At 34.1% G+C, this 26,065-nt stretch carries 18 protein-coding genes; 13 read left to right on the top strand and 5 right to left on the bottom strand.

Annotated elements, in window-relative coordinates:
• Positions 1-8: 8 nt before the first annotated feature.
• Positions 9-1,922 (top strand): serine protease, encoded by a 1,914-nt coding sequence (locus KO527_RS04175; RefSeq protein ID WP_216039114.1) that lies wholly within the window; start codon positions 9-11, stop codon positions 1,920-1,922.
• Positions 1,923-2,147: 225 nt separating this feature from the next.
• Positions 2,148-2,684, top strand: coding sequence for a DUF924 family protein (locus KO527_RS04170; protein WP_216039113.1), 537 nt, complete (start codon positions 2,148-2,150; stop codon positions 2,682-2,684).
• Between the two features lie 93 nt (positions 2,685-2,777).
• On the opposite strand, the gene KO527_RS04165 is transcribed toward KO527_RS04170, so the two are convergent.
• Both KO527_RS04165 and KO527_RS04160 read right to left on the bottom strand, forming a co-directional pair.
• The gene (locus KO527_RS04165) at positions 2,778-5,708 is read right to left on the bottom strand and encodes a pre-peptidase C-terminal domain-containing protein (RefSeq protein WP_216039112.1); all 2,931 of its coding nucleotides are present in this window, start codon (positions 5,706-5,708) and stop codon (positions 2,778-2,780) included.
• A gap of 169 nt (positions 5,709-5,877) precedes the next feature.
• Positions 5,878-6,771 carry a DUF4097 family beta strand repeat-containing protein gene (locus KO527_RS04160; RefSeq protein ID WP_216039111.1) on the bottom strand — a complete coding sequence of 298 codons (894 nt, stop codon included), beginning with the start codon at positions 6,769-6,771 and terminating at the stop codon, positions 5,878-5,880.
• A 206-nt stretch (positions 6,772-6,977) separates the two neighbouring features.
• Here KO527_RS04160 and KO527_RS04155 point away from each other — a divergent pair, with 206 nt between their 5' ends.
• The 9 genes from KO527_RS04155 to KO527_RS04115 all read left to right on the top strand — a co-directional run bounded on the left by KO527_RS04155 (position 6,978) and on the right by KO527_RS04115 (position 19,562).
• Positions 6,978-8,873 (top strand): TonB-dependent receptor, encoded by a 1,896-nt coding sequence (locus KO527_RS04155; RefSeq protein WP_216039110.1) that lies wholly within the window; start codon positions 6,978-6,980, stop codon positions 8,871-8,873.
• Positions 8,874-8,960: 87 nt separating this feature from the next.
• On the top strand, positions 8,961-9,692 hold the full coding sequence (locus tag KO527_RS04150) for a transporter substrate-binding domain-containing protein (RefSeq protein WP_216039109.1): 732 nt from the start codon (positions 8,961-8,963) through the stop codon (positions 9,690-9,692).
• A 134-nt stretch (positions 9,693-9,826) separates the two neighbouring features.
• Positions 9,827-12,412 (top strand): reprolysin-like metallopeptidase, encoded by a 2,586-nt coding sequence (locus tag KO527_RS04145; RefSeq protein WP_216039108.1) that lies wholly within the window; start codon positions 9,827-9,829, stop codon positions 12,410-12,412.
• Complete coding sequence (locus KO527_RS04140; protein ID WP_216039107.1) at positions 12,409-12,777, top strand: hypothetical protein; 369 nt, start codon at positions 12,409-12,411, stop codon at positions 12,775-12,777. Before KO527_RS04145 ends, KO527_RS04140 begins: the two co-directional genes overlap by 4 nt.
• A 56-nt stretch (positions 12,778-12,833) precedes the next feature.
• On the top strand, positions 12,834-13,532 hold the full coding sequence (locus KO527_RS04135) for a response regulator (protein ID WP_216039106.1): 699 nt from the start codon (positions 12,834-12,836) through the stop codon (positions 13,530-13,532).
• A gap of 130 nt (positions 13,533-13,662) precedes the next feature.
• Positions 13,663-14,394 (top strand): hypothetical protein, encoded by a 732-nt coding sequence (locus KO527_RS04130; protein ID WP_216039105.1) that lies wholly within the window; start codon positions 13,663-13,665, stop codon positions 14,392-14,394.
• 103 nt (positions 14,395-14,497) lie between these two features.
• Positions 14,498-15,193: a DUF4097 family beta strand repeat-containing protein gene (locus KO527_RS04125; RefSeq protein ID WP_216039104.1), complete on the top strand. Its 696-nt coding sequence runs from the start codon at positions 14,498-14,500 to the stop codon at positions 15,191-15,193.
• Positions 15,194-15,439: 246 nt separating this feature from the next.
• Positions 15,440-16,852 carry an alanine/glycine:cation symporter family protein gene (locus KO527_RS04120; RefSeq protein WP_216039103.1) on the top strand — a complete coding sequence of 471 codons (1,413 nt, stop codon included), beginning with the start codon at positions 15,440-15,442 and terminating at the stop codon, positions 16,850-16,852.
• Between the two features lie 229 nt (positions 16,853-17,081).
• Entirely contained in the window at positions 17,082-19,562 is a 2,481-nt protein-coding gene (locus tag KO527_RS04115; RefSeq protein ID WP_216039102.1) for a prolyl oligopeptidase family serine peptidase, read from the top strand.
• Positions 19,563-19,621: 59 nt separating this feature from the next.
• Here KO527_RS04115 and rrtA read toward each other — a convergent pair whose 3' ends face one another.
• On the bottom strand, positions 19,622-20,209 hold the full coding sequence (rrtA, locus tag KO527_RS04110; protein WP_216039101.1) for a rhombosortase: 588 nt from the start codon (positions 20,207-20,209) through the stop codon (positions 19,622-19,624).
• Between the two features lie 107 nt (positions 20,210-20,316).
• Here rrtA and ggt point away from each other — a divergent pair, with 107 nt between their 5' ends.
• Positions 20,317-22,068, top strand: a complete 1,752-nt coding sequence (gene ggt, locus KO527_RS04105; protein ID WP_216039100.1) for a gamma-glutamyltransferase — start codon at positions 20,317-20,319, stop codon at positions 22,066-22,068.
• Between the two features lie 66 nt (positions 22,069-22,134).
• On the opposite strand, the gene KO527_RS04100 is transcribed toward ggt, so the two are convergent.
• Positions 22,135-23,337, bottom strand: a complete 1,203-nt coding sequence (locus KO527_RS04100) for an EAL domain-containing response regulator (protein ID WP_216039099.1) — start codon at positions 23,335-23,337, stop codon at positions 22,135-22,137.
• Between the two features lie 270 nt (positions 23,338-23,607).
• On the opposite strand from KO527_RS04100, the gene KO527_RS04095 reads away from it, so the two are divergent.
• Positions 23,608-25,293 (top strand): NAD-dependent malic enzyme, encoded by a 1,686-nt coding sequence (locus tag KO527_RS04095; RefSeq protein ID WP_216039098.1) that lies wholly within the window; start codon positions 23,608-23,610, stop codon positions 25,291-25,293.
• Between the two features lie 73 nt (positions 25,294-25,366).
• On the opposite strand, the gene KO527_RS04090 is transcribed toward KO527_RS04095, so the two are convergent.
• Positions 25,367-26,020 (bottom strand): pseudouridine synthase, encoded by a 654-nt coding sequence (locus tag KO527_RS04090; RefSeq protein WP_216039097.1) that lies wholly within the window; start codon positions 26,018-26,020, stop codon positions 25,367-25,369.
• Positions 26,021-26,065 lie beyond the last annotated feature (45 nt).

Genomic DNA, 26,065 nt, shown 5'->3' with positions numbered 1-26,065 from the left:
CTTTCAATATGAATAAACAACATAAAATTACCTTGGGTTTATTAGCTGGGCTAATGACACAGCCATTATTAGCAGTAAGTGATAAACAGATCCGAATAGTAAATGGTGACAATACACAGCTAAACGCATATCCATTTATGACGTCTTTATACAATAAGAATGCAGATAATCTATCACAGGGTCATAGTTGTGGGTCTTCTTTTATAGGAGGTCGGTATGTTTTAACTGCTTCACATTGTATAGAAGGGGCAAATGCAAAAGATTTGGCCGTTTGGATTGGCGGTCATGATTTAACTAAAGAAACTCAAGGTAAATCAGTAGATGTTGCCCAGATTTATATGCATGAGGAATATGGTGTTGGAGGAGAAACAAATAATGATATGGCAATTTTAGAGCTGGTATCAGAAGTCTCTAATGCAACCCCTATTAAACTCATTACTGAAGAAATTTTTAATCAAATTAAAGTGGGTGATGATTTTACTGTAATGGGCTGGGGGGCACTGGAAGAAGGAGGTCAATCCCCAAGTATTTTACAAGAAGTAAAAGTTCCTTATATAACTCATGAACAATGTAATGCAGCAGATTGGTATAATGGTGATATTACAGAGCAAATGATTTGTGCTGGTTATGAACAAGGCAATAAAGATTCTTGTCAAGGCGACAGTGGTGGGCCATTAATTTATAAGCATGAAGATGAGTTTTACCAACTAGGTGTGGTTAGTTGGGGTGACGGTTGTGCTAATGCTAAAAAACCTGGCGTATACGCTAATGTAATTAAATTCATTGATTGGGTTAAACAAAAGCGTGCAGGGGTGTCGTATCAACAGTCAAATGGGAGTGGTTATGTTGAGTTTCCTTATAAGGAAATAAAACAAGTCGAAATGAAAAATGTAGGATCTCAAACATATAGTGTAACTGGTATAGAAATACTAGATGGTAACAATACTGTTGCAAGTGTTTCTTCTAATGGCTGTGATACCAAATTACTTGCAACAGGAGACGCTTGTAAAATCGATATAGAAATTACAAATAGTGAAGTAGGAGAGTCAGGTTTTTCGCTTAAAGTGATGACTAATCATCCAGATAATAATCAAGCTTTAATGTATTTTAGTGCATTAGGATTGGAAGCAAGTAATTTAGCTATGGACTCATTAGTGGGCTCTAATGAGCATATTAAATGGTACTCAGGTGCGGATGCTGTATGGGAAGCACAAACAGACAAAGTAACACAAGGTGACTCTGCTGTTTCTAGTGGTGAAGTTGAAGATAGTCAACGAAGTGTTTTATTAGCTGTGATTGATAATCCTAAAGCTGAAAAATTAAGCTACAAATATCTAGTATCATCTGAATATTATGATGATTTATCTGTGACTCATAATAATAATCGTAAGCTTTTAGTTTTTGGTACAGATCAAACGGAATTTGAATCACAGGAACTTGCTTTAGAGCCTGGTAAAAATCGAATCGCCTTTATATATACAAAAGATCAACTAGAAACTGAAGGTGAAGATAAAGGTTATATTGATGAAATTGCTTTAACTATTAAAAATACAGCACCTATTGCTAAAGTAGCGCAAGAATCTATTACAGTTAAAAGCGGTGGACAAATTACAATTGATGCAAAAGCGTCAACTGATGAAGATGGTGATACATTAACGTTTGAATGGGCTGAAATGGGTACAGATCTAACAAGTATTGCCGATAAAACTAAAGGCTTAACTACTGTTAAAGTACCAAAAGTTAAAAAAGACACTCACATCATATTAGAAGTAACAGTAAAAGATACGGTAGGGGCTGTGTCTAAAAAGCAAATTAAAGTGTTAGTTAAAAAGCAAAAAAGAAGCGGTGGTAGTAGTTCTATGATTATGTTTGTTTTACTTGCAGGCTTCTTAACCAGAAAATCCCTTAAACTTAAAAACTAATCAAAGTTATTTATAAAATTACCTTTGTAAGAGTTAAGTTCAGCTAATTTTATAAATTATAATATTAAAGAGTGAAATAGACGTATTTCACTCTTTTTCTGTTTATATAATAACTATTAACAAATCTCTAGCAAATCCGAACTTCATATCCTTTTAAAAATTAATATCTCTATCTCTTAATTCCTTGTTATATTGACCTTAGATTTATATGTTTAAGGAATAAATATGTACCAAACAGTATTAAATTTTTGGTTTGAAGAAATAAATCAATCTCAATGGTGGGTAAAAGATGCTGCCTTTGATCAGATGATAATTGATAGGTTTTCTGCTTTACATAAAAGTGCCATGGCGGGAGAGTTATTTGAGTGGCGTAAAACAGCCAAAGGTAGGTTAGCTGAAATAATTGTATTAGATCAGTTTTCTAGAAACATGTTTAGAGATACTGCAAAATCATTTGAAAGTGACCCATTGGCGCTGGCTTTAGCACAAGAAGCAGTATCACTAAAAGTGGATTCATCATTAACACCAATTGAAAAAAGCTTTTTATATATGCCTTATATGCACAGTGAATCTTTGATAATTCATAAGGAAGCTGTTGGTTTATATAAGCGTAACGGTATTGAGTCTAATTATGAATTTGAAATTAAGCATAAAGAGATAATAGAGAGATTTGATAGGTATCCGCACAGAAATAAAATATTAAATCGAGTTTCAACAATCGAAGAAATTGAATTTTTAAAACAACCAGGCTCAGGGTTTTAAAGGTAACATATATTTGTGAGTTATGGTGATAGGTTACATTTTGCAATTGATAATAAAAACCGCACATAAAGTGCGGTTTTATTTTTGATTAAATTATTTTGAACTTGCAGATAAATCTATATTAGAAAAATCTTCAAATCCAAATACGCCAATATGCCAAACTCCAGCTTGAGGATCACTAATAGTACAAGACTCATTGTTACCAGCTTTGTATGGACGGCATTTATAACTTGCAGTAGTCGGTTTTTCACCATGACGCACGTATAAATCAGCATCTCCAGTTCCACCAGACATATTTACAACTAATTCATTCATTCCAGAAGGCACATTAATTGTATGATATAGCTTAGTGGAAGAGGTACCAGATAAGTTAGACTCCTCTAATTTATCGTTACCTTGTGAAGCGGCTGTATAATCAGCGATTAAGTTAACCCCTGAATAAGCTTGATAACCTAATAACATCACATGATACGTACCAGTTTGTATATTTGATATATTACATGTTTCAGTATTACCTGTTTCATAAGGACGACAATCATAGGTATCGGCTGTTGCTTTTTGCCCAAACTTCACATGCATATCGACATCACCTGAACCGCCAGATGTTTTGAATGATAAATCTGTTGCACCAAATGGTACTTCAAATGTAAAGTCAGCAGTCGTGTTAGCGTCTCCTGTTAGATTAGATTTAGCAATGCCTTTAACTAAAGCCGAAGCGTTGATTGCTGTAGTAGTAAAGGTTGCACTCGAAGACCAAACATTACCACAGCCATTATCAGCTCTTACACGCCAATAATATGTGGTATTGGCAGTTAGATCAGCAGAAGGCTGGTAGTTCGTTCCGTTATTAACAGTACCATTAGCAACGATATTATTAAATGCAGAATCAGTAGCTATTTCAATACGATATCCAGTTGCTGAAGCGTCAGACTGCCAACTTAATGTTGGACGTATTGCGACATCATTAGTGCCAGCACTTGGGCTAGTTAAGCTAACTGCGCCAGGTTTATTTGCAACTGTTACAGCAATATCAAGTGTTTTTGCGCTTACACCATCTGCTGTGCCATTGATTTTAAATTTATAGTTGCCAGTATTGATATCACCCACTTTAACTGATGCATCTGAATTTGAACCTATATTGAGTGGGTTTTTAGTGAAACTGCCAGTAATACCTGTTGGTAAATCACTATAGGTCAGGTTTATAGCCTTATTAAAACCACCTGTTGCAGCAGATGAAATTGTGATTGGTTTCAAATCTGCATTGGCACATACTTGTTGTGTTAAATTTGTTGCTTGAATACTAAAGTCAGGTGTTGTTGAACCACCACATGATGCAAACTTAAAGTTAGCAATACGCGTTGCCCATTTCCCGCCTTCTTTACCATAATCACTTGTCATCCAAAAAGTACAATTGTCTACTGGATCAATTGATAAATGACTATAGTCACCGTTTCTATCACTAGCGATATGACTTGTACCGGCAACGATAACTTTTTCAGCTTGCGTCATAGTCCCTTTTGTATCTGTAGATAAACGACCTGTCATACTAATACCAGGGTAAGTATCAACACCTGCTATATGATATGATAAAGCAATATTACCGCTGCCATCCATTGCTGCAGAACCCATAAAGCGATTATCTGTACCAGAAGGGGCATAAGTACCTTCTTGGTGTAGTTGCCAACTACCAGAACCTACTTTTCTTAATTCAAACCAGCGGATCCCTGCGCGATCAGAACCTGCGTCGTGAATAAAGTTACCTACGATAGATTCATGTGCAGAGAATTTTCTGTATTGCGCACGATACATCACAACTTCACGTACAGGATCTAATGTTTTTGTTGAGCCTTTTTGCTTTAAACAACCATAACCTTGCGCGCCGCTTGTACATACATCAGAATCAAATTCGCTCATTGCAATTTTGATAGGACCTGTTAATTGGCTATTAGCACTATTGTCATAATCGGGGTTAAAAGTCCAAAGTTCTAGATAATCCTGATTGGCATTATTGCTACCTTTATTGTTTATTTCATCGTCGTTTTGACGTAAAAATAGACCTGGAGTATTAGCTTCAGGACCTTCAACTGTATCGACATCAACAGGTAGTAGCATTTGAAATCCAAGACCAGATAACTTAGGTGCTGTTTTACGTTGCATTCGAGCAGTTTGACCAGCGAGAAGTTTAGATCGCTCAATAGCATAGATACCAGGACCCGCATTTTCATTCGTACCTACGTAGTATGAATCTCCCCAACGGCCAAATTTAGGATAATCAGGAAATTCTGGTGCTTGAAATTCATAAGCATACCAGCCGCCTGTAACTGGGTTATCAGTTTTTGAAACATAAACACATAAACTTCTGCCTGTTTGGTTACTAAACTCAGTCATTACATAGCGCTGTGCTGCTTCATCATAAAAAACGATTGGATCACCCAGTGCATTTTTACAAAGGTTTGTTGCCAGCGTTGACATTGCCGTAGGTCCAGAGACTTTATTACCTGTTGCTTTATCAAAGATAGAAAATAAAGCACCATTATTACCGTTAATAGATTGAATATAGTGATTTTTACCGACTGTGCCTGTGGGGTCTGATGGATTGACACCAGTAAAGCCAATACCATCAATATTTACTGAACCATCTGTTACAGCACGGTTATAAGTATTCTGAGCATCATTTTGTAATTTAACTAAATGGTCATCGTTACCAATTACTGCATTGATAGGCCCATTAAGTGGGCTTTTATTAAAATTAGGATAAATTCTTCTTGGAATTGATTTTACAGGATCGCCAGGAGACCAAGGTTCAACAGTTGTTAAATCACGGACATCTCCATTAAATAACTCCGGTGAAACAGTGTCCATGTGTTGAGCACCATTAAAAGATTGAAGTGTATGGCTATCGTTTATTACTTTTTTTTCAATCGCAATAGCTGGTTCTGTTAACGTAAATACTAAAGCTGTACTACCTAGTATTATGCTAATGTGTTTAGCTACTTTTGAAATTTTGTTGTCATTATATTTCATCGTTTATTACCCGATTTTACTTAAATTACGTTCGCTTAAACTTTGCTCCTGCAACTGTTATTTTTTCCTTTTTAGATAAGCGAACAGGTGTTAGGTTTTGTTTTCAAGCAGGGTTAAGCCTGCTAAAAAACATAACCAATTCTTTTATTGTTCGATGTGTTATTTGATACTATTTTTTGCGGTGTTGGTTTTTATAGTTCTTATCGATGATGGGATCACCTGGTTTCCAAGGGGACACTGTTGGCAGATTTCTAATATCGCCAGAAAACTCAGCTGGGATACCGACATAGCCACCATGAGGTTTATCTATCATATTGATATTTATAAGACCGTTAGGGGCTATTAATTCCATTAGAGTACTTGAATTATTTAGCGCAATTGATATCGAGCTGTTTTTATGGTTTTTATAAATATTGTGTTGGGCATAATTCGATTGTATAAATTTTGCTTGAGCTTGTATGGATATGTTAGATAATTTAGATATGGTGAAATGTATATCTCCGGTCTGGGTTTCAATATATTGATTATTTGGCCAGTTAATATTGTAATGATCTATAGTGATATTACCGGAAATTGAACTCGCATTTAACGCCCCAACAGATCCTAAAGCAATGTTTCCTGAAATTGTTTTGGCCTTAAGGTTAGAGAAGTGTTTCTTTGATTTTATATCTCCCCAAGTAGATTCCATTTCTATACTAATTGTTTCAGGAATTGTAACCGCTATATCAACCCGGCCAATGAAATCACCATCTTCATCTCTTTGACCATTTGGATAAATTACCGTGATGAGAGTATGTTCGGATGTTTCTCTTATATTAAAATCTGGTATGGCCGGGTTTGGGCCAATTTTTTGTATGGCAGCTGATACACCTATTTGTGATTCACTTCTGATCCGCGTGCTTACGTTACCATACTTGTTAATAACCTTTACCTTTCTGCTAGGTGGTAATTGCCCAATCCAGTTGTAGTTTTCTATTTCAACATCTTTTAATTCGTATTCTTTTGCTTGTGCAGGCAGATTAATAGCACACAAAAAACCAAATAATACAGAGATAGGTTTCATTACATATACTCATATAAGTTAACTTTAATGGGAACAAGTGTTAATTCTTGTTAACTGTTTTGCAACAAAAGCAATGTAGCAGTTTGTACCATTTTAGATACTAAAGCATACAAATAGATACAAAGACTTTATGTTAATTCAAAGCGTAAATTGATAATTTTTATGAGGATAGAAAGAAAGATAATTAATATTAAGGGTGTATTTGTATGTTTTATAGGGGTTTATTAGTTAATTCGTTATGTTTTTTGGCATTTAGTATTCATGCAGATGAAATACAGAAAAAAAATGCAGATATAAAACCATTAGAGTCGATAGAAGTAATAGGTAAAAAACATAATATAGATTATTTTAAATTTAACAATAGTGAATATTTATTCATAGATGAAATAGAGAATCAAACAAAAGCAATTTCAACATTATTATCAAATATGTCTGGTGTAGATTTAAATGGTCAAGGTGGTTTACTTCAAGTTGTCTCAGTTAGAGGGCTTTCTGGTTCTCGCGTACAAAGTCAATTTTCTGGAATTAAAATTAATAGTGAAAGGCGAGCAGGTGCAGCAACTTCTTTCATCGACTCATTCTTTATAGATAATATTGAGGTTATTAAAGGTATTGGTGCTAGTTATTATGGTTCAGGTGCAATTGGAGGCGTTGTTCAAATGACGCCTAAGCAGTTTAATGAATTTCAACTTAACAGTAGTTACGTTTATCAGAATGAACATTTAGTGAATAAACTTGCTTGGGGTAATGATGATATATCTTTAGGTTTAAGTCATCAAAAAGCGAATAATTCCACTTCTAGTTCAGGATCGTTATTAAACGATCATTTTGAACAATTATCTGCAAATGTTATTTTTAATTTTGATTTAACAAATAATATTAATGGTCATTTTATGATGATGCCTAGTTTGTCTAGAAATATAGGTAAAGCAAATTCAGATGATTATAATAATAAAAAAATAACTACCTACCCAAAAGGTGATCATTATATCTCTCAAATAGCTTTATATAGCCAAGGTTGGCAATTTAACCTTGCAGTTCATAAACACGCTTTAAATACACAAGTTGTGAGGTTTAATAAAAGAGAGAATAACGTTTCAACGGGCTCTACAGATTATTCATTTAATTATCAAAGAGATTTTGAAATTGGTGAACTAGCTACAAGTATGGGATTAGATTATCAATATAGGTCCGGTGTAAAGTCATTAGAAAAAATAAGTAACTTAAAAAATGATTCTAGTTTTTTTAATGTGAATTTAGATGCTAAGCAATATGACACTGCAATATATGCCAATGTAAATCATAAAATAAATGACTTAATTTTAAGTTTAGGTGCCAGAGGGAATTTGATAAAACAGGATACTATAAACAATATTAGCCATAAAGATACGCATATTACAAATTTTACAAGTTTGGCATATGAGTTAAATAATAATTATATGATTAGCTTCGCTGTTAATAGGGCTTTTAGATTTCCTACATTATCTGAACGGTTTTACACAGGCACCACAGGCAGAGGTCAAACAATAGGTAATCAAAACTTAAAATCAGAAGAAGCTTTTAACAAAGAATTATCTATTAATTATCAATTAAAACAAGATAATTTCAAGCTTGCCCTATTTGAAAATAAAATTGAAAACTATATAGAAAGGGTGCATTTAAGTCCTAATTTCAGAACTTATCAAAATGTAAAAACAGCAAAGCTAAAAGGAATGGAGTTCAGTTTATATAAAGCATTATATAACAACTTTAGCTATCAGATGTCAGGGCATTTTTTAAAAGGGAAAGATGATTACGGTAATGCTTTAGCTGATATAGCACCTAACAAGCTACAAATGTTATTAAATTATCAAGACACTAACTACAGATTGAATATAACCATAAAACACAGATTTAATAAATCTCGAATCGCTAAAGGTGAGCAGAATTTAAAAAGTATAAATACAGTTAATGCCAGGTATATTTATGATTTAGATGATAATATTAGTTTTAGTTTTTGGGTCGATAATTTATTTAATGAAGACTATTTTGTTACTTCAGATATTAAAAGTGTTAAATCAACCGAACGACAAATTGGGTTAGGTCTTAATTGGCGAAATTGAAATAGAATTAAAACCTTTATGATAGTTACAATACTTAGGCTAGGCTTATAGTTAAATAATTGGTTTATGTATTTGAGAGTAATGTTAATGAAGTTGTTGCTGATGTATTTTTGCATTCTGTTTTACTCTGTGAGTTTATATGCGGATGATATTCGGACACTAAAAGTTGCTATATATTTAGACCCTCCCTATGTTGATTATAAAAATAATCAATATATAGGTGAAGACATAGATTTATTAATATATTTAGCTAAAAAGTCTAATATGCAAATCGAATATATTCGCTGTCCGATTGCAAGATGCTTATATCTTGTGAAAGAAGGTGTTGCAGATATGGTTATGCAACTAAAGAAAACACCAGAGCGTATTAAAGATTATATATTTTTACAACCTGCAACTTTTATTCAGGAGTTTCCTTTAAATTTTTATATAAATAAAGGTTTATTTAATACAATACAAAACTATCAAGATTTGACTGGCTTAAAAATTGGCGTGATCAGAGGCATGTCTTATTTTGATAGATTTGACAAAGACACTGAACTCTTAAAAGTAAAAGTTAACAATCGAGAACAATTAGTTGGTATGTTAAAAAAAGGCCGAATAGACACTTTTTTGGATAGGGATGATGCGATGCTACCAATTTTAAATAGGTTAAATTCTCAAGGGGAGATAAATAAAGCAAAGTTTAAATTTACAAAGTATGTAAACAGTTATTTGGTTATTTCAAAAAAAACCGACATATCAACATATCGCAATAAGTTATCACACCATTTAAAAGACATCGTAAAAATCAAACAAAATACTGCAAATAAAAAATAACTTTCCTACACTTCAAATAGTAACTTGCTTTGTATCAAGTTCGATACAAAGCGCAAACAAACTGTTACCCCAATAGAATAGTCCTAATGTTAAATTAGAATTTAATATTAATCGTCATATTTTCGGAGTGTTATATGCAGAATATTTATCGTTTATTAGTCGTCATTATTTTCTCGATTGCTGGTAATTCAGCCTCTGCTAATAATCATTCGTTTTGGACTCAGACATTTAATAATCAAATTAATAAAAGTGACAAGTTGAACAGTAAAGCATCGAATTCATCTTTATATCGCTTAGATTTAAATTCATTTTCAGATAATCTAAATTTAGATGCTTCGAATTATGTAGTACTACCATTACCAAATGGTGATTTTTCAGTATTTATTTTATCTCGCTCTCACGTTATGGCGCAAAGTTTATCGAATAAATATCCAAACATACAAACATTTTCTGGGTATGAGATTGGTAACCCACAACATAAAGGTCGCTTTGATATTACGATGCATGGGTTTCACGGTGTATTTAATTATAATGGCGATAAAGTCTTTATTGAGCCTGTCAACCGAGATAATAATAAGATTTATCATAGCTATTTTAGAAGCGACTCCCAACCTATATCAAAAGATGCCTTAGGTCATAGGTCTGAATCTAAGAAAGATATGTTTAGATTAGAACAATTAAAACACTCTTTAAAAGCAAAAAATGTTAGTAAAGTGTCTCAAATTAAAACTTATCGAATAGCAATAGCCACGACAGGAGAATACAGTGAATTTCATGGTGGTAATAAAGAGAGCACTTTAGCTTCATTAGTCACTTTGTTAAATCGTGTAAATGAAATTTATCAAAGTGAACTCGGTATTAAATTAGAATTGGTTGCTAATAATGATGCCATTATATTTACAGATAAAGATACCGACCCGTTTAAAAATACAGATGAAGATATCGATGTGATTTCTGAGACTATTAATAATACGATTGGTCTAGATAATTATGATATTGGTCATATTGTTGGTACAGGAGGCGGTGGTTTAGCTGGTTTTGCAGTAGTATGTTCTCAATCTAAGGCTGAAGGTGTGACTGGTAGTAATAGTCCAACGGGAGATGCTTTTCATGTTGATTATGTTGCTCATGAAATTGGTCATCAGTTTGGCGCTGATCATACGTTTAACGGCTCTTTAGGTGCATGTGAAGGCAATAGAGAAGCGCTTAGTGCTTATGAGCCTGGTAGCGCCTCAACCATTATGGGTTATGCTGGCATTTGTGATGAACAAAACTTACAAAATAATTCAGATCCGTATTTTCATATTCGTTCTATTGATCAAATTAGCCAATTTTCATCACAAGCATCTTGTGGTGCAAGTGTTGTACAAAGTAATCAAACGCCCACAATCGAAACCTTAGCTGAATTTACAATTCCTGCTAAAACACCATTTATGTTAAGTGGTGAAGCGAGTGATGCTGAAAATGATTCCTTATTATATAGTTGGGAACAATATGATTTAGGTGTTCAAACTAATAGTAAACTAGATGACCAAACAGATGATGGTACTAAACCTCTGTTTAGAAACTTCACACCAAAAAATACAGGAGTCAGAGTTTTTCCGAAAATAGATGACGTTCTTTCTGGTAATATCGCTTTTGGAGAAACGTTACCTACAACAACAAGGACTTTAAATTTTAGGTTAACAGTAAGAGACGGCCAAGGAAATATCTCAGATAAAGCCGTTAAAGTGAATGTGATACAAAGTGCTGCAGGTTTTAAAATTAATGAACCAACAAATTCTTCTCGTTGGAACAACACGATCAACTTAGTTACTTGGGATACTGCAAATAGCCAACAAGCGCCTGTTTCATGTAGCCATGTGGATATTTTACTTTCTACTGATAGTGGAATTAATTTTAACCAAACACTGGCGTTAAACACATTAAATGATGGTTCTCAAGAAATAGAAATTTCAGGTGTAAATACCGACAAAGCACGCATTAAAGTGATGTGTAATACTAATATATTCTTTGCAATCAATAATGGTGATTTTGAAATTAATGGGGGCACTATAGTTGATAGTAAACCTATATTTTCTAGTCAAAAATCCTTACAAACAAATGAAGATACAAGTTTAGAAATCAGTCTATCTGATTTGATCTTTGAAGGAAATCAATCGGTAGATTCAGTTACTTTAGCTGGTGGAAGTAATTATACGTTTAGTGGGCTGACGGTTACACCTAATGCTAATTTTAATGGTATTTTAAATATCAATGCCACAGCTAAAAAAGGGGAATTATTAAGTGACGTATTTAATATCAAAGTTACTGTGAATTCAGTGAATGATTTCCCTATTGCTCAAGCTGATTTTGAAAATGTAGATAAAGGTTCTTCAGAGAATAGTATTGATGTTTTAGCAAATGATTCTGATGTAGATAGTGATACGTTAGAGTTAAATAGTTTTGAGTACACAGGCGCTGGAAGTGTTGTAATATCAGATAATAAAATTTTATATACGCCAGCTGCAGATTTTACTGGAGTCGAATTAATTGGATATACCCTAAGTGATGGTAATTTAGGCATAGGTGTTGGCGTATTGACTATCACTGTTGTTGATAAAACTGTCGTTGAAGAAGTAATAATAGAAGAAGTTAAAAAGTCTTCAGGTGGTAATCTAAGTTATATATTATGTCTCGGACTTATATTTTTAATTAGAAGAAAATGGGTATTAAAATGAAAAAATATATAGTTGCATCAGTATGTGCATTAGCGGCATGTGGTAATAATGACGTCACAAAATCACAGCAAGAGCAGGAAATGCAAAAGCCGCTTAATAAAGTAATGGAAGCAGTTGATATGGCGAAATCTCAATCAGATTATCGGCTATATATGGCACTTGGACGAAAACTAACGATCCCAGGCTTTGAAAATGAGAACTTTGAAACAATAAAATCTCAATGTGGACTTAAGCCAATGAAGGGCACAGGTGATGTTTTTAAGTCCACAGATGCTAAAAAAGAAAGGCGTTTAAAATATCAATTTGCAAAGCAGTTCAACGAGATTATGTATCCATTATGCTTGAAAAATAATAATGGAAATTAACAATATTTAAAATGTGTATTTTTGAGTATTTATAATAATTAATAAGATAAAGATATATGTCAGAAAATGAAAAAATTTTATTAATAGATGATGATGTTGAATTAACATCTTTAATAAAGCAGTTCTTAATCATGAATGGCTATGAAGTTGAAGTAGAACACCATGGTGAAAAAGCAGTATTAAGTATACTTAAGCATAAACCTGATTTAATAGTGCTAGATTTAATGCTACCAGGCGTTGATGGTTTAACGATTTGTAGGCAAGTGAGAGGTGATTTTACAGGTCCTATTATTATGTTAACGGCATTAATTGATGATATTGATGAGGTTACGGGTTTAGAAGTGGGTGCAGATGATTATTTATGTAAACCAATAAAACCTAGAGTATTATTAGCGCACATAAGAGCACAACTAAGACGACAAACTAATTTAGCTAAGCAAAATCAGCAAGATATTAAAACCGTGAATTCAGGTGAGTTAATTATTGATGCTAGAAAGCGGATCGTTTCATATCATGACAAAGAAATTGCACTTACAAGCGCTGAATTCGATTTACTTTGGGTATTGGCATTAAATGCCGGTAATATTATTTCTAGAGATCAACTTCATTTAGAAATATTTAGACTTGAATTTGATGGATTTGATCGTTCAATTGATTTAAGGATATCTCGATTACGGAAAAAACTGGGTGATGATCCCAAGGAACCTCAGATCATTAAAACAATTAGAAATAAAGGCTACTTATTAGCGAATTAGAAATAAAAATCAAACCTAAGTTAAAGATTATTATATAAATTTTATCTTAGGTTTGATACAAATGGATACACAGCAGAATTAATAAATTTGTTAATCTGTTACCAAATTAGACACTTTTAAGGTAACTAAAATGCAAATTCAAAACCCAACACATATCTCAGCTATATCAAGTACTAATCAAACAAATAACCAGGACATTAAGCCAGTTAATCAGGTAACACATACGAATGATACTTTAAAAATTTCTGATTTAGGCAAAGTGACTCAAGAAATCGATTCTTTATTTGATAAAGTTGATAACATTTATATGACACATTTATCTGCAGAGCAAAAACAAGAGCTCGAAACGAGTTATCAGCAATTAGATACATTATTCGAGAGCAAACAACCAAACGAAGCGCAAGATAAAAAAATTAACGCGTTATTCGAAAAAATAGACAGCATTTTTACTTCAGCCGAAAAATCACTTAGCCCAAATGAACAAGACACTTTATCTAAATTAGAAAGTAAAATTGATAATTTATTAGAAATAGAAAATGAAGGTTTTGGGAGCCAAATAAATGAAGACTTAGATTCTGCCTTTAAGCAAAGGGATGAATTATTAACTTCTAAATTATCATCACAGCAGAAAAATGATTTAAAATCTTTAAATGAGTCTTTAAATGCTTTATTCGATAACTTAACAAATGATGAAAATAATGATAAAGCGAATAAGCTATTTGAAAAAATTGATAATATTTTACAATCTAGCTATAACAAACTCAGTGAAAGTGATAAAAATAAAGTAGATGAATTAGATAGTAATATTAACAACTTATTTCAAGATTTAGAGCAAACGATAGAAGAAAACATAACTTATTAAAATTTATTTTAAATTCGTTTAAACCTTTTCTTTATTAGTTTGCGACTTATTTAATAATTACTCATAAAAGTCACAAATAAAAATAGACACAAGGAATAGCGATATGAAATTTTATAAATCGATTTTAGCAAGTACATTACTTCTTACGATGAGCCAAGGAGCTTTTGCGCATAGTAACTATAGCGATGAACTCATTTTACAAAAAACTGAAAACTTGAAATTATCGACTGATAAGATAAATGATTTTGTGATTGAAGCGGGCTCCGGAAAGTTAAAAGTGATTGCTTCAGATGTTGATTCAATTGAAGTTGTTGCAGAGATATATCAACGTAAAGCACACAATGATTACTGCTTAGATTTAAAAAAGATAGGTAATAAAGCTAAGTTGGAATCAGCAAGCTGTAATCATAATAGAGATACAAGAATTGATTTAACAATTGAGGTACCAGAGAATTTAAACTTAGATGTTGAGGATGGTTCTGGCTCAATTAATATCTCTGGTGTTGCAAGTTTAAAATTAAAAGATGGTTCTGGTTCCATTAATATCAGGAATGTGAATGGTAAAGTGGAAATTGATGATGGTTCAGGCTCAATAGATATTAAACATGTAGAAAATGATGTATCAATAGATGATGGGTCAGGTTCAATCCACGTACGTAATGTTTCAGGAAAAGTGACTGTATCAGATGGTTCTGGCAGCATTAATGTCAACAAAGCTAATAGCTTTGAATTATTGAGCGATGGCTCAGGATCTGTCAATGTAGATAACATTGCAGGTAAAGTGATTATGGATGACTAATTTAACGATAAATCAACTATAAAATATCAAAAATAAGAAGCTACAAAAAACCATCAAATGTTAATGTTGATGGTTTTTTTGTTAATTAGCAGTTGTTTTTTCGAGGTTTATGCCTGCTTTCATTGTTTTTAATACCCGCCTTACACTTAATATGCTAGATTTCTGCCGATTTTAATTCTATATCAAAATAACCTAGCGAAGTGTGTTCAGGGTATTTTGGTATATAACTATGGTGAATTACGGGCTATGTTAGAAACAATTGTAAATTTTATTAATATGCTCCTGTGGCAACACATATTGATATATGGGTTAGTAGGCGCGGGCATTTTTTTCACACTTAGACTTGGTTTTATACAAATAACGCATCTGGGTCATGCTACGAAATTAATGCGTATTAGCCGAAAAGGCAGTGCAGATGGTTTATCTTCTTTTCAGGTCTTTTGTACTAGTATGGCAGCTCGTGTCGGGGCGGGAAATATGGCAGGGGTTGCAGTTGCCATTACAACAGGTGGACCCGGCGCTATTTTTTGGATGTGGTTAATTGCATTTTTAGGCATGGCAACATCTATGGTGGAATCAACCCTTGCTCAAGTATTTAAAGTTAAAGATGAAGAAGGACAATTTCGTGGTGGTCCAGCATATTACATGACAAATGGTCTAGGTCAAAAATGGATGGGTGTTTTATTTTCAATCTTTTTGATCATCGCTTTTGGATTAGTGTTTAATGCTGTACAAGCAAATACCATTAGTGCAGCGTTAACCGAAGTATTTGCATTTGATGCAACTATCATAGGTATCGTGACTGCTGTTTGTAGTGGTTTAGTGATTATGGGCGGTCTTAAAAAAATAGCGCGTGTATCAGAAATCATAGTCCCAGTCATGGCTTTAGCATATTTATTTGTTGCAGCATTTGTTGTGGTAACAAATTTAGAAAAACTACCAGGCGTATTTAGCTTGATTATTAATAGTGCGTTTGGTTGGCAAGAAGCAGCAAGCGGTGGTGTTGCATATGCAATCGCACAAGCGATGAAAGCGGGTATTGCAAGAGGACTATTTTCAAATGAAGCAGGAATGGGCAGTGCTGCAAATATAGCAGCAAGTGCCACGCCTAATCCTAATCACCCAGCATCACAGGGTTTTATTCAAATGTTTGGCGTATTTGTTGATACATTAGTGATCTGTACAGCAACGGCTGCAATTATTTTATTATCTGGGGATGTTGCAACACAAGGTGATGGAATTTCATTGACGATTATTGCGCTGCAATCACATGTAGGTCAATGGGCGGGTGCTTTTATCGCGGGCTCTATTTTACTATTTTGTTTTACTTCTATCATTGCAAATTACTCTTATGCTGAATCAAATATTCTATTTTTAAGTAAAAATAAAACCCACTTTTTAACTCCATTTAGGTTATGTGTTGTGGGTATGGTGATGTTTGGTGCGATTGCTAAAATAGATATTGTTTGGAATTTGGCTGATGCCTCTATGGGATTAATGGCTTTAGTAAACTTAGTTGCATTAGTATTATTATCTAATCTTGCAATTAAAGTGATTAAACATTATTTAGCTCAAAAGCGTGCTGGTGAAGAACCGAGTTTTAAAGCCAGTGAGTTCCCTCAGCTTAAAGGAAAAGTAGAAAAAGGAATTTGGGAATAATTTAATGGTATTACCAACTTATCTTAACTGAATAGTTGGTAATACTTAGCACTTCTGATAGGTAAGTTATATCAATGTAAAATTTTTGATATGCAAGTATTACGAATGAATAAGCGTTAAAACCTCTTTCGTCCAAGTAACAATTCTTTACGATTAAAACCATTGCTATTTTATACAGTCAGTTTAAATTACTAGCAGATAATTCCAATATAAGAATACTGAATACGCTATGGTTAATAAAACGCTAATTGCACTTGCCGTTTCTGCTACTTTTGCATTAACAGGTTGTCAAACACTATCAAATGAATCTACCACTACAACAACTGCGCCTGTTGCTAAAGTGATTGAAGCACCAGTTAAAGCTGGTGAAACTTCAATTACATTAAAGCAAGCAATGGCCCACCCTGATTGGTTAGGTCGCCAACCACTTTCTTCATATTGGGCTGCTGATTCAAGCTCTGTATTTTATACTCGAAAACAAGCAGGTAACGAGCTTAAAGATTTATTTAATCAAAATCTAACAGCAAATAACAATGGTGACAAAGTAGCGGTTGAAGCACTGCACCAAACGGGTTCTAAATATGCTGTTTACTCTAAAGATGGTAAATTACAAGCATATGTATTTAAGGGTGATGTATTTGTTCAGAATGTAAAAATGGGTGCTTTAACGCAAATTACACGTTCATCTGTAAATGAATCACAAGTACAATTTTTGAATGACGGTAGTTTAGTTTACCGTGAAGGTTCAAAGTTAAATAAAGTTGATCTTAAAACCGGTTTAACAGTTGAGATCGCTAATTTAAAAATGGCAGATAAACCTAAAGGTGTTGTTGAGCCAAAAGATTACATCGCACAAGAGCAACATAAATTAATTGATTATATAGCGCTGACACATAAAAATAAAAAAGATAAAGAAAATTTAAAAAATGAAATTAACGCTAATAACCCTAGCCGCGTTGATGAAGCATTTTACTTAGGTAAAGGCATGCGTTTGGTTGATGCACAACTGTCACCGAATGGTACTCATATCATTGCAGTTGTGACTAAAAAAACATCTTGGCGTGCAGATGGCGATATTATGCCAAATTACATTGCAGATGATGGTCGTGTTAAAGCAGAAAAAGTACGTCGCCGTGTTGCTGATGCCAAACCACAAACTTCTACTGTTTATTCGTTAGACTTAACGACAGGTGCACAAACAGAATTAACATTTGATAAATTACCTGGCTTTGATGAAGATGTACTAGCAGATGTTAAAAAAGAAAATTACGCCAGAGATGGTAAAAAATATAAATCAGAAAAAGCGCCTCGCTCTATTAATTTAATGAGTGATTGGACTTGGTCACAAAGTGCCATTCAATGGAATCAACAAGGTACACAGGCTGCTGTGATGCTTGAAGCTTGGGATAACAAAGATAGATGGATTGCATCAGTAGATTTTGATAAATCAGAGTTTGTACCACAACACAGATTACATGATGATGCTTGGGTAAATTATGCTTACAATGATTTTGGTTGGTTAAATAACTCAGAAACATTATATTTCTTATCTGAAGAATCAGGTTACAGCCAACTTTATAAAAAGCCAGTAAATGGTGAAGTATCAGCTTTAACACAAGGTAAATTTGTTATTTCGCATTTAGATTTAACAAAAGATGATAGCCATATTTATTATAAAGCTAACGAAAAGCACCCTGGAATTTACGAAGTTTATCGTGTAAATGTTCAAACGGGTAACCGTGAAGCTATCACTGATTTAAATGGTATGACAGATTTTTCATTGAGCCCTGATGAATCTAAATTATTATTGTCTCATTCAAAATTAGCATTACCGACAGAGTTATACATCACAGATGCGACAGCCGGCGCAGAAGTGACTCGTTTAACAAATACAGTTTCAGAGCAATTTTTAAAAACATCTCTTATTACACCTAAAGTAGTTGCTGTTGAATCTTCTCATACTGAACAGCCAATATATGCAAAAGTATATTACCCAGCAGATTATAAAGAAGGTGAAACAGGTAAAAACCGTAAAGCTGTTATCTTTAACCATGGTGCGGGCTATTTACAAAACTCACATCTAGGTTGGTCTGGTTATTTCCGAGAATTTATGTTTCATTCACTGCTTGCTGAGCAAGGTTATGTCGTAATGGATATGGATTACCGTGCATCTAAAGGCTACGGTCGTGACTGGCGTACAGCGATTTACCGTAATATGGGCACACCTGAAATTCAAGATTTAGCTGATGGTGTTAAATGGATGGAAAAAAATGCGAATGTTAACGATCAAAGAGTAGGAACATATGGTGGCTCTTACGGTGGTTTCATGACATTTATGGCATTATTAACACGTCCTGAATTATTCCAAGCAGGTGCAGCACTTCGCCCTGTAAGTGATTGGGCTCATTATAATGATGGTTATACATCTAATATCTTAAATCGTCCTGACGTTGATCCAATTGCTTACGAGCGTAGTTCACCTATCTATTTTGCTGAGGGTTTAGAGAAGAACTTATTGATCAACGCGCCTATGGTTGATGATAATGTATTTTTTCAAGATGTAGTGCGTTTAGTACAGCGTTTTATCGAACTTGAAAAAGAAGACTTTGAAACGGCAATTTACCCTGTTGAACCACATGGTTTCCGCCAACCTTCAAGCTGGTTAGATGAATACCGTAGAATACATAAGTTGTTTGAAGAGAAGCTATAATTAGTTTTTGCTCAAAACTTGATAAAAGCCTAGGAATTTCCTAGGCTTTTTTAATTGTATTACGTTCTGTTAGCGTTTAATTTTAAAAGTGGTTTTTCAAGTAAAAATAAACTTCCACCTATCGTACCAATTAAATGTGCTTCAATAGCAACCCTTGCATCAATCAATGCGCCGACATCGGCATTAGGCCCAGAATATTGCTCCCATAACACTTTTGCCCATACGCCTAGCAATAAAAGATAACCAGATTTCATGCCACTATTAATATCTTTGATAGCACCAAAAACAATCACACCGTGTAAAAGACCGCTTAGGCCTGTATAGATATGCGTATCAGGATAAAATGCGTATAAACAACAACCACAAACTAATGCGAGAAATAGAATATTAAAAGCATATCTTTTGGCTGAAGTATGCTCTGCATGTAATGCCCATATCATGACAATCCCACCACAGTTGAGTGCTAAGTGATACCAGTTTGAATGCACAAATTGACCCGTTAGCAACCGCCAAAACTCACCTTGTTGTATTAATGAACGATTAAATTCAAGTATTGGATTTAAAGACAATAATTCAAAAGAAAAACTACATAAGATGAGAAGTAACGGCGGAAAAATATATTTTTTACTTAAAGGTAAATCAATCATCTGTATCCATAAAACGGTTAGGTAAAACAAAAAGAACTGCTAATGCTTTGCTTATTTTGCTGTTTTAACATTAAAATGCAAATATTGAGTTAATAAAAAATACAATTATGAAAAAAATAATTACTTATTTATTTGCAGCGACCTTGCCATTGTCTGTTGTTGCCCAAGATGTTGCACAAAAAACAAAAAGAGAAGATAGAGAACCTGAAGCTGCAACTGGCTTTCATTTTAAAAAAGCAGCCATAGGTAATAAGTTCATGGTTGCCGCTGCCAATCCATATGCTGTTAAAGCGGGCCAAGCTATTCTGGCAAAAGGCGGTAGTGCGATTGACGCGGCAATTGCTGTACAAGCTGTATTAACGTTAGTTGAACCGCAATCATCAGGAATTGGCGGTGGTGCTTTTATTATGCACTACGATAAAAAAATGGATCACTTAACAACTTTTGATGGCCGAGAGACTGCACCGAGTAAAGCTAACTCAGAATTATTTTTAGATAAAAATGGCAATGTAGTGAGATGGATTGATGCGGTTGTGGGCGGGCGTTCAGTTGGTGTACCTGGCGTACTTGCTGCATTAGCAAAGGCTCATATAACAAAAGGTAACTTACCTTGGAGTATGTTATTTGAAGATGCGATTTCTCTCGCTGAAAATGGCTTTACAGTATCTCCGAGATTAGAAATGTTGTTAAGTAAAAAATTTAATCCGGGTGTGCATAAAACGCCTGTCACAAAGGATTACTTTTTTCCTAACGGTCAAGTTATAAAATCAGGGTCTAATAAAAAGAACCCTGAATTAGCTCAGTTTTATAAAAAATTAGCAAAAGAAGGGGTTATCGCATTTTACTCAGGTATTAATGCCAATAAAATAGCCACAACAGTGCAAAATTCAAAAGTTGCACCAGGTTTATTAACTGTTCAGGATATCAAGCAATATAAAGCAAAAGAACGAAAAGCGGTTTGTGCGCCGTACCATGAATATAAGGTCTGCTCTATGGGGCCACCTAGTTCAGGTGGTGTAGCGTTATTACAAATATTAAGGTTATTAGAAGATAAAAATCTATCACAATATGCAGTTAATGATGTGAAAGCGCTACATTATTTTACCCAAGCTTCTCGTTTGGCTTTTGCTGATAGAGATGTGTATATGGCAGATCCTGATTTTGCATCAATCCCTGTAAATGAATTATTATCGCCTAAATATATTACTAAACGGGCTGCTTTAATCACTCAAAATGATATGGGTAAAGTAAACGCGGGCGAGCCGGTACAAAATTTAGCTTATGCGATTGATGACGCATATGAAATGCCATCAACCAGTCATATTTCTATAGTTGATGCAAAAGGCAATGCGATTTCGATGACAACCTCTATAGAAATGGCATTTGGTTCAACCTTAATGGTGAACGGGTATCTATTAAATAATCAGTTAACAGATTTTGCATTATCTCCTAAGAAAAATGGTCTAGAGGTTATAAATCGGGTTGAGCCGAATAAGCGCCCAAGAAGCTCTATGTCTCCAGTGATGGTATTCAATAAAGATGGGAGCTTAAGACTTGTTATAGGCTCACCAGGTGGCAGTCGCATTATAAATTATGTGGCACAAGCAGTTATTGGTATTTTAGACTGGAAACTAAGTGCACAAGACGCGATTAATATGCCAAGGATCACTAATCGTAATCGTTATACTAGCCTAGAAAATAAAACTCAACTTGCTTCTAAAGCGGCTGATTTTGAAAATTTAGGACATACAGTTAAAATTGTTGATTTAAATTCAGGGATCCATGCTGTTGAATTGATTAATAGCAAACTATATGGTGCAGCAGATCCAAGGCGAGAGGGCATGGCACTGTCAGAATAGTTTAAATACTCTTTTTAGTAATGGGAGGAGAAAACTCTCCTCCCTAATCCAAATACTCTGATAAAGTTAATCTATTACGGACTTTTGCCATACTTGATGCCACTTTAACAATTCCTCAATTGGTTTTGGTTTACTAATTAAATATCCTTGCATCAAAATGTTTTTATCATAATTTTGTAAAAACTCTAGTTCTTCAAAAAGCTCTATGCCTTCAGCCACTAAATCTATCTTTTGTTTTTTAGATAAATCAACCAGAGCATTAACAATCGTTTGTGAAAAAGGGTCATTATGGATCCCTGAGATTAAACTACGGTCTATCTTTATCTCAGTAAAAGGTAATGTTCTAAGTTGATTTAAATTCGTAAACCCAGTGCCAAAATCATCTAAAGAAAGGCCAAACCCTCTCATTCTTAGCCTATTGAGTGTTTCAAGTTGCTCTGGGCTATCAAGCGCATGCTCTTCGGTTATTTCTAAAATAATCTGGCTTGGATTTAAATCATAAATATCTAAAATAATACCTAACTTATTAGGGCAATCTAGATCTTTCAGTTGAATAGAAGACAGATTGATTGCCGTTTTAAAATCATGATCCAGAGTTTGAATTAAGCGGCTATGATCGGCAGTTGATTTTTCGAATAATTGAAATGTAAGTAAGTTAATCAAATCATATTTTTCAGCGACAGGGATAAACGCAGAAGGCGCAATTGGGTGAAGATCTTGTGGCCTAACTATACGTGCTAGCACTTCTATACTTGATACTCTATTGGTCTTACTATCAATTTTAGGTTGGTAAAAAGGCGTGATCTGGTTTTCAGTTATTGCATTTAACAACTCTTCTTCGGTGAGCTCAAGATTTGATTGCACACCTTTTTGTAAAAACAAATGAAGCTTACCCAGAACAGCAGTTAGATTTTCAGTTAAAATAGGCTTAGGTAAATTACCAATCAGATGTGTCATTCCTTTTCTTGCAAGATCTGAGGCCAAAGATATAACGCGTTTATCCATTTCAGAAACAATGACGATGCCACCACCAAAGCCATTTTTACCTAATATGCGAATAAACTCCATGCCGTCGATTTCAGGCATATTTAAATCTGTAAAAATTGCGTCATAGTTTAGGTTATGTAATTTTATGCCATCCAAGGCTGAACTTGCGCTGCGGTAAACATCTATATTTTTATAACCCAGCTCTTTTAAATTTGCGCAGAGCATCATTAAAATAGCATGGGAATCATCAACAAGTGCAATTCGTATATCAAAGCGATTCATAAACTCAAATTCCTTTTTGATAAGTCTGATCTAATATTAGCTTTGCTTTGTAATTTATCCAATAAAACGAGATATTTTGGAATAATAGGTAAAACATAATGACTTCAAATAATATCATCTCATCCGAGCTGTAACTTTTTTGTATAAATAGCGTTAATTCATGTTTTTATGTCATGTTTTTGCGGTATAGAAGTGAATATTCATTGCAATTTTTTATATAACCATAATAATTAGCTATTGAATTGAACACATTAAAACGCTAGAGAGACAATGAATAATCAAAGCTACTTATATATCCCTTATTCGGGGCCAAGCCTACTAGAAACACCTTTATTAAATAAAGGCAGCGCATTCACAGAACGAGAAAGAGAAAGCTTTAATTTAACTGGTTTATTGCCTCCGCGTTACGAAACAATCGAAGAACAAGTTGAACGTTGTTACCAACAATATACAAAATTTGATGAAGACCTAAATAAGCATATTTATCTACGCGCAATTCATGATAATAATGAAACACTTTTTTACCGTTTGGTACGCGATCATTTAGAAGAAATGATGCCAATTATATATACACCAACGGTAGGTGATGCATGTGAGCAATTCTCCGATATTTACCGTAGTTCTCGTGGTTTATTTATATCATATGAAGAACGCCATCAAATTGATGACATTTTACGTAATGCGACAAAAAATAGCGTCAAAGTAATTGTTGTAACAGATGGAGAAAGAATTCTAGGCCTTGGCGATCAGGGCATTGGCGGTATGGGCATTCCAATAGGTAAGTTATCTTTGTATACAGCATGTGGTGGCATAAGCCCAGCCTATACTTTACCTGTAATGCTGGATGTAGGTACTAATAATGAAAAATTATTAAACGATCCTATGTATATGGGTGCACGCCATAAACGAATCAATCAAGATGAATACGATGAGTTTGTATATTTATTTATAAATGCAATCAAACGCCGCTGGCCAAATGTATTATTGCAGTTTGAAGATTTTGCACAACCTAATGCAATGCCATTACTTAAACGTTACAGAGATGAAATTTGTTGTTTTAATGATGATATTCAGGGCACAGCTTCAGTTACTGTAGGTTCATTGTTAGCTGCTTGTCGTGTTAAAGAAGTAAAACTATCAGAACAAAAAGTTGTTTTTGTGGGTTCTGGTTCTGCTGGTTGTGGTATTGCTGAGCAAATCATCAGCCAAATGGTCACTGAAGGGGTCAGTGAAGCACAAGCGCGTAGCCAAATTTTCATGGTTGACCGTTTTGGTTTATTAAGTGAAGGCATGGGTGGCTTACGTGATTTCCAAGCAGCACTCGTACAAAGTAAAGATGCACTAAAAGAGTGGAGCTATAGCGGCGAATTTGCATCGTTATTAGATGTAATGCACTGTGCTAAACCTGATATCTTAATTGGTGTTTCAGGTCAGCCTGGTTTATTTACAGAGCAAGTTATTAAAACGATGTACCAAGGATGTGATAGACCTATCATATTCCCATTAAGCAATCCTTCTAAGCAAGTAGAAGCAACACCGCAAGATGTGATTACTTGGACACAAGGTCAAGCAATTGTTGCTACAGGCAGCCCATTTGCACCATTTGAGTTTGAAGGTAAAGAGTTTAAAATACCACAATGTAATAACAGTTATATTTTCCCTGGTATTGGTCTGGGTGTGATTGCAGCTAACGCAACGCGTGTTACTGAAAGCATGTTAATGATCACCAGTGAAACACTAGCTGAAAACTCTCCACTTGCTAATACCGGCGAGGGGAGTTTACTGCCAGCACTAACAGACATTGAATCTTTAAGTAAAAAGATAGCCTTTAAAGTAGCTAAAAAAGCAATTGAAGAAGGTGTTGCATTAGAAATTTCAGATGATGCAATCAGAGCCGCGATAGAAAAAAATTACTGGTTACCGGAATACAGAAACTACAAACGCTGTAGTTTATAAGATACAAGTGATAAGTAGTTAAATAAAAAAACCTTACACAAATGTGTAAGGTTTTTTTTTAATAAATCATAATCTACTTTTTAACTTCTTTATATTCACCATTATCAATATCGTCAATAGACCATTTGCCAATACTGTATCTGATCAGCCTTAATGTAGGGTGCCCTATATGTGCGGTCATTCTTCTTACTTGTCTATTTCGCCCTTCAGTTATTTTTATTTCTAACCAAGTTGTTGGGATATTTTTACGCTCACGTATCGGTGGATCACGCTGCCAAACCTCAGGATCATCCATAACACTTACTTTAGCAGGTAATGTCATGCCATCTTTTAATTTTACGCCTTGGCATAAGTCTAATATAGACTGCTCGGTTGGCGCACCTTCAACTTGCACCCAATAGGTTTTTTCTGTTTTATGTTTTGGCGAGGCGAGCTTATTTTGTAATTTACCATCATTGGTTAAAATAAGTAGTCCTTCACTGTCTCTATCTAGCCTGCCAGCAGCATATACATCTTTTACATTAATATAGTCAGCTAAGGTTTTACGTGGTTTTAGTTCATTTTTCTCATCGGTAAATTGGCAAAGGACATCAAAAGGTTTGTTGAATAATACAACTTTAGTTGGGCCTTTTGGCTTTTGTTCTACTGATTTATGCGATTTATATTTATTTGTAGGTTTTGTGGGATTAAAACGAGGTTTGCTTGGTTTTATTTTAATTTGTGACATTTCGCATAAAATTTAAAGTTATCTTAAATTAATTATACTAAAAAA

The sequence above is a fragment of the Pseudoalteromonas sp. C2R02 genome, assembly GCF_018860845.1.
Lineage (GTDB): Bacteria > Pseudomonadota > Gammaproteobacteria > Enterobacterales > Alteromonadaceae > Pseudoalteromonas.
Note: the sequence above shows the minus strand (reverse complement) of the source record. Positions and strands in the feature narration are given on the sequence as shown.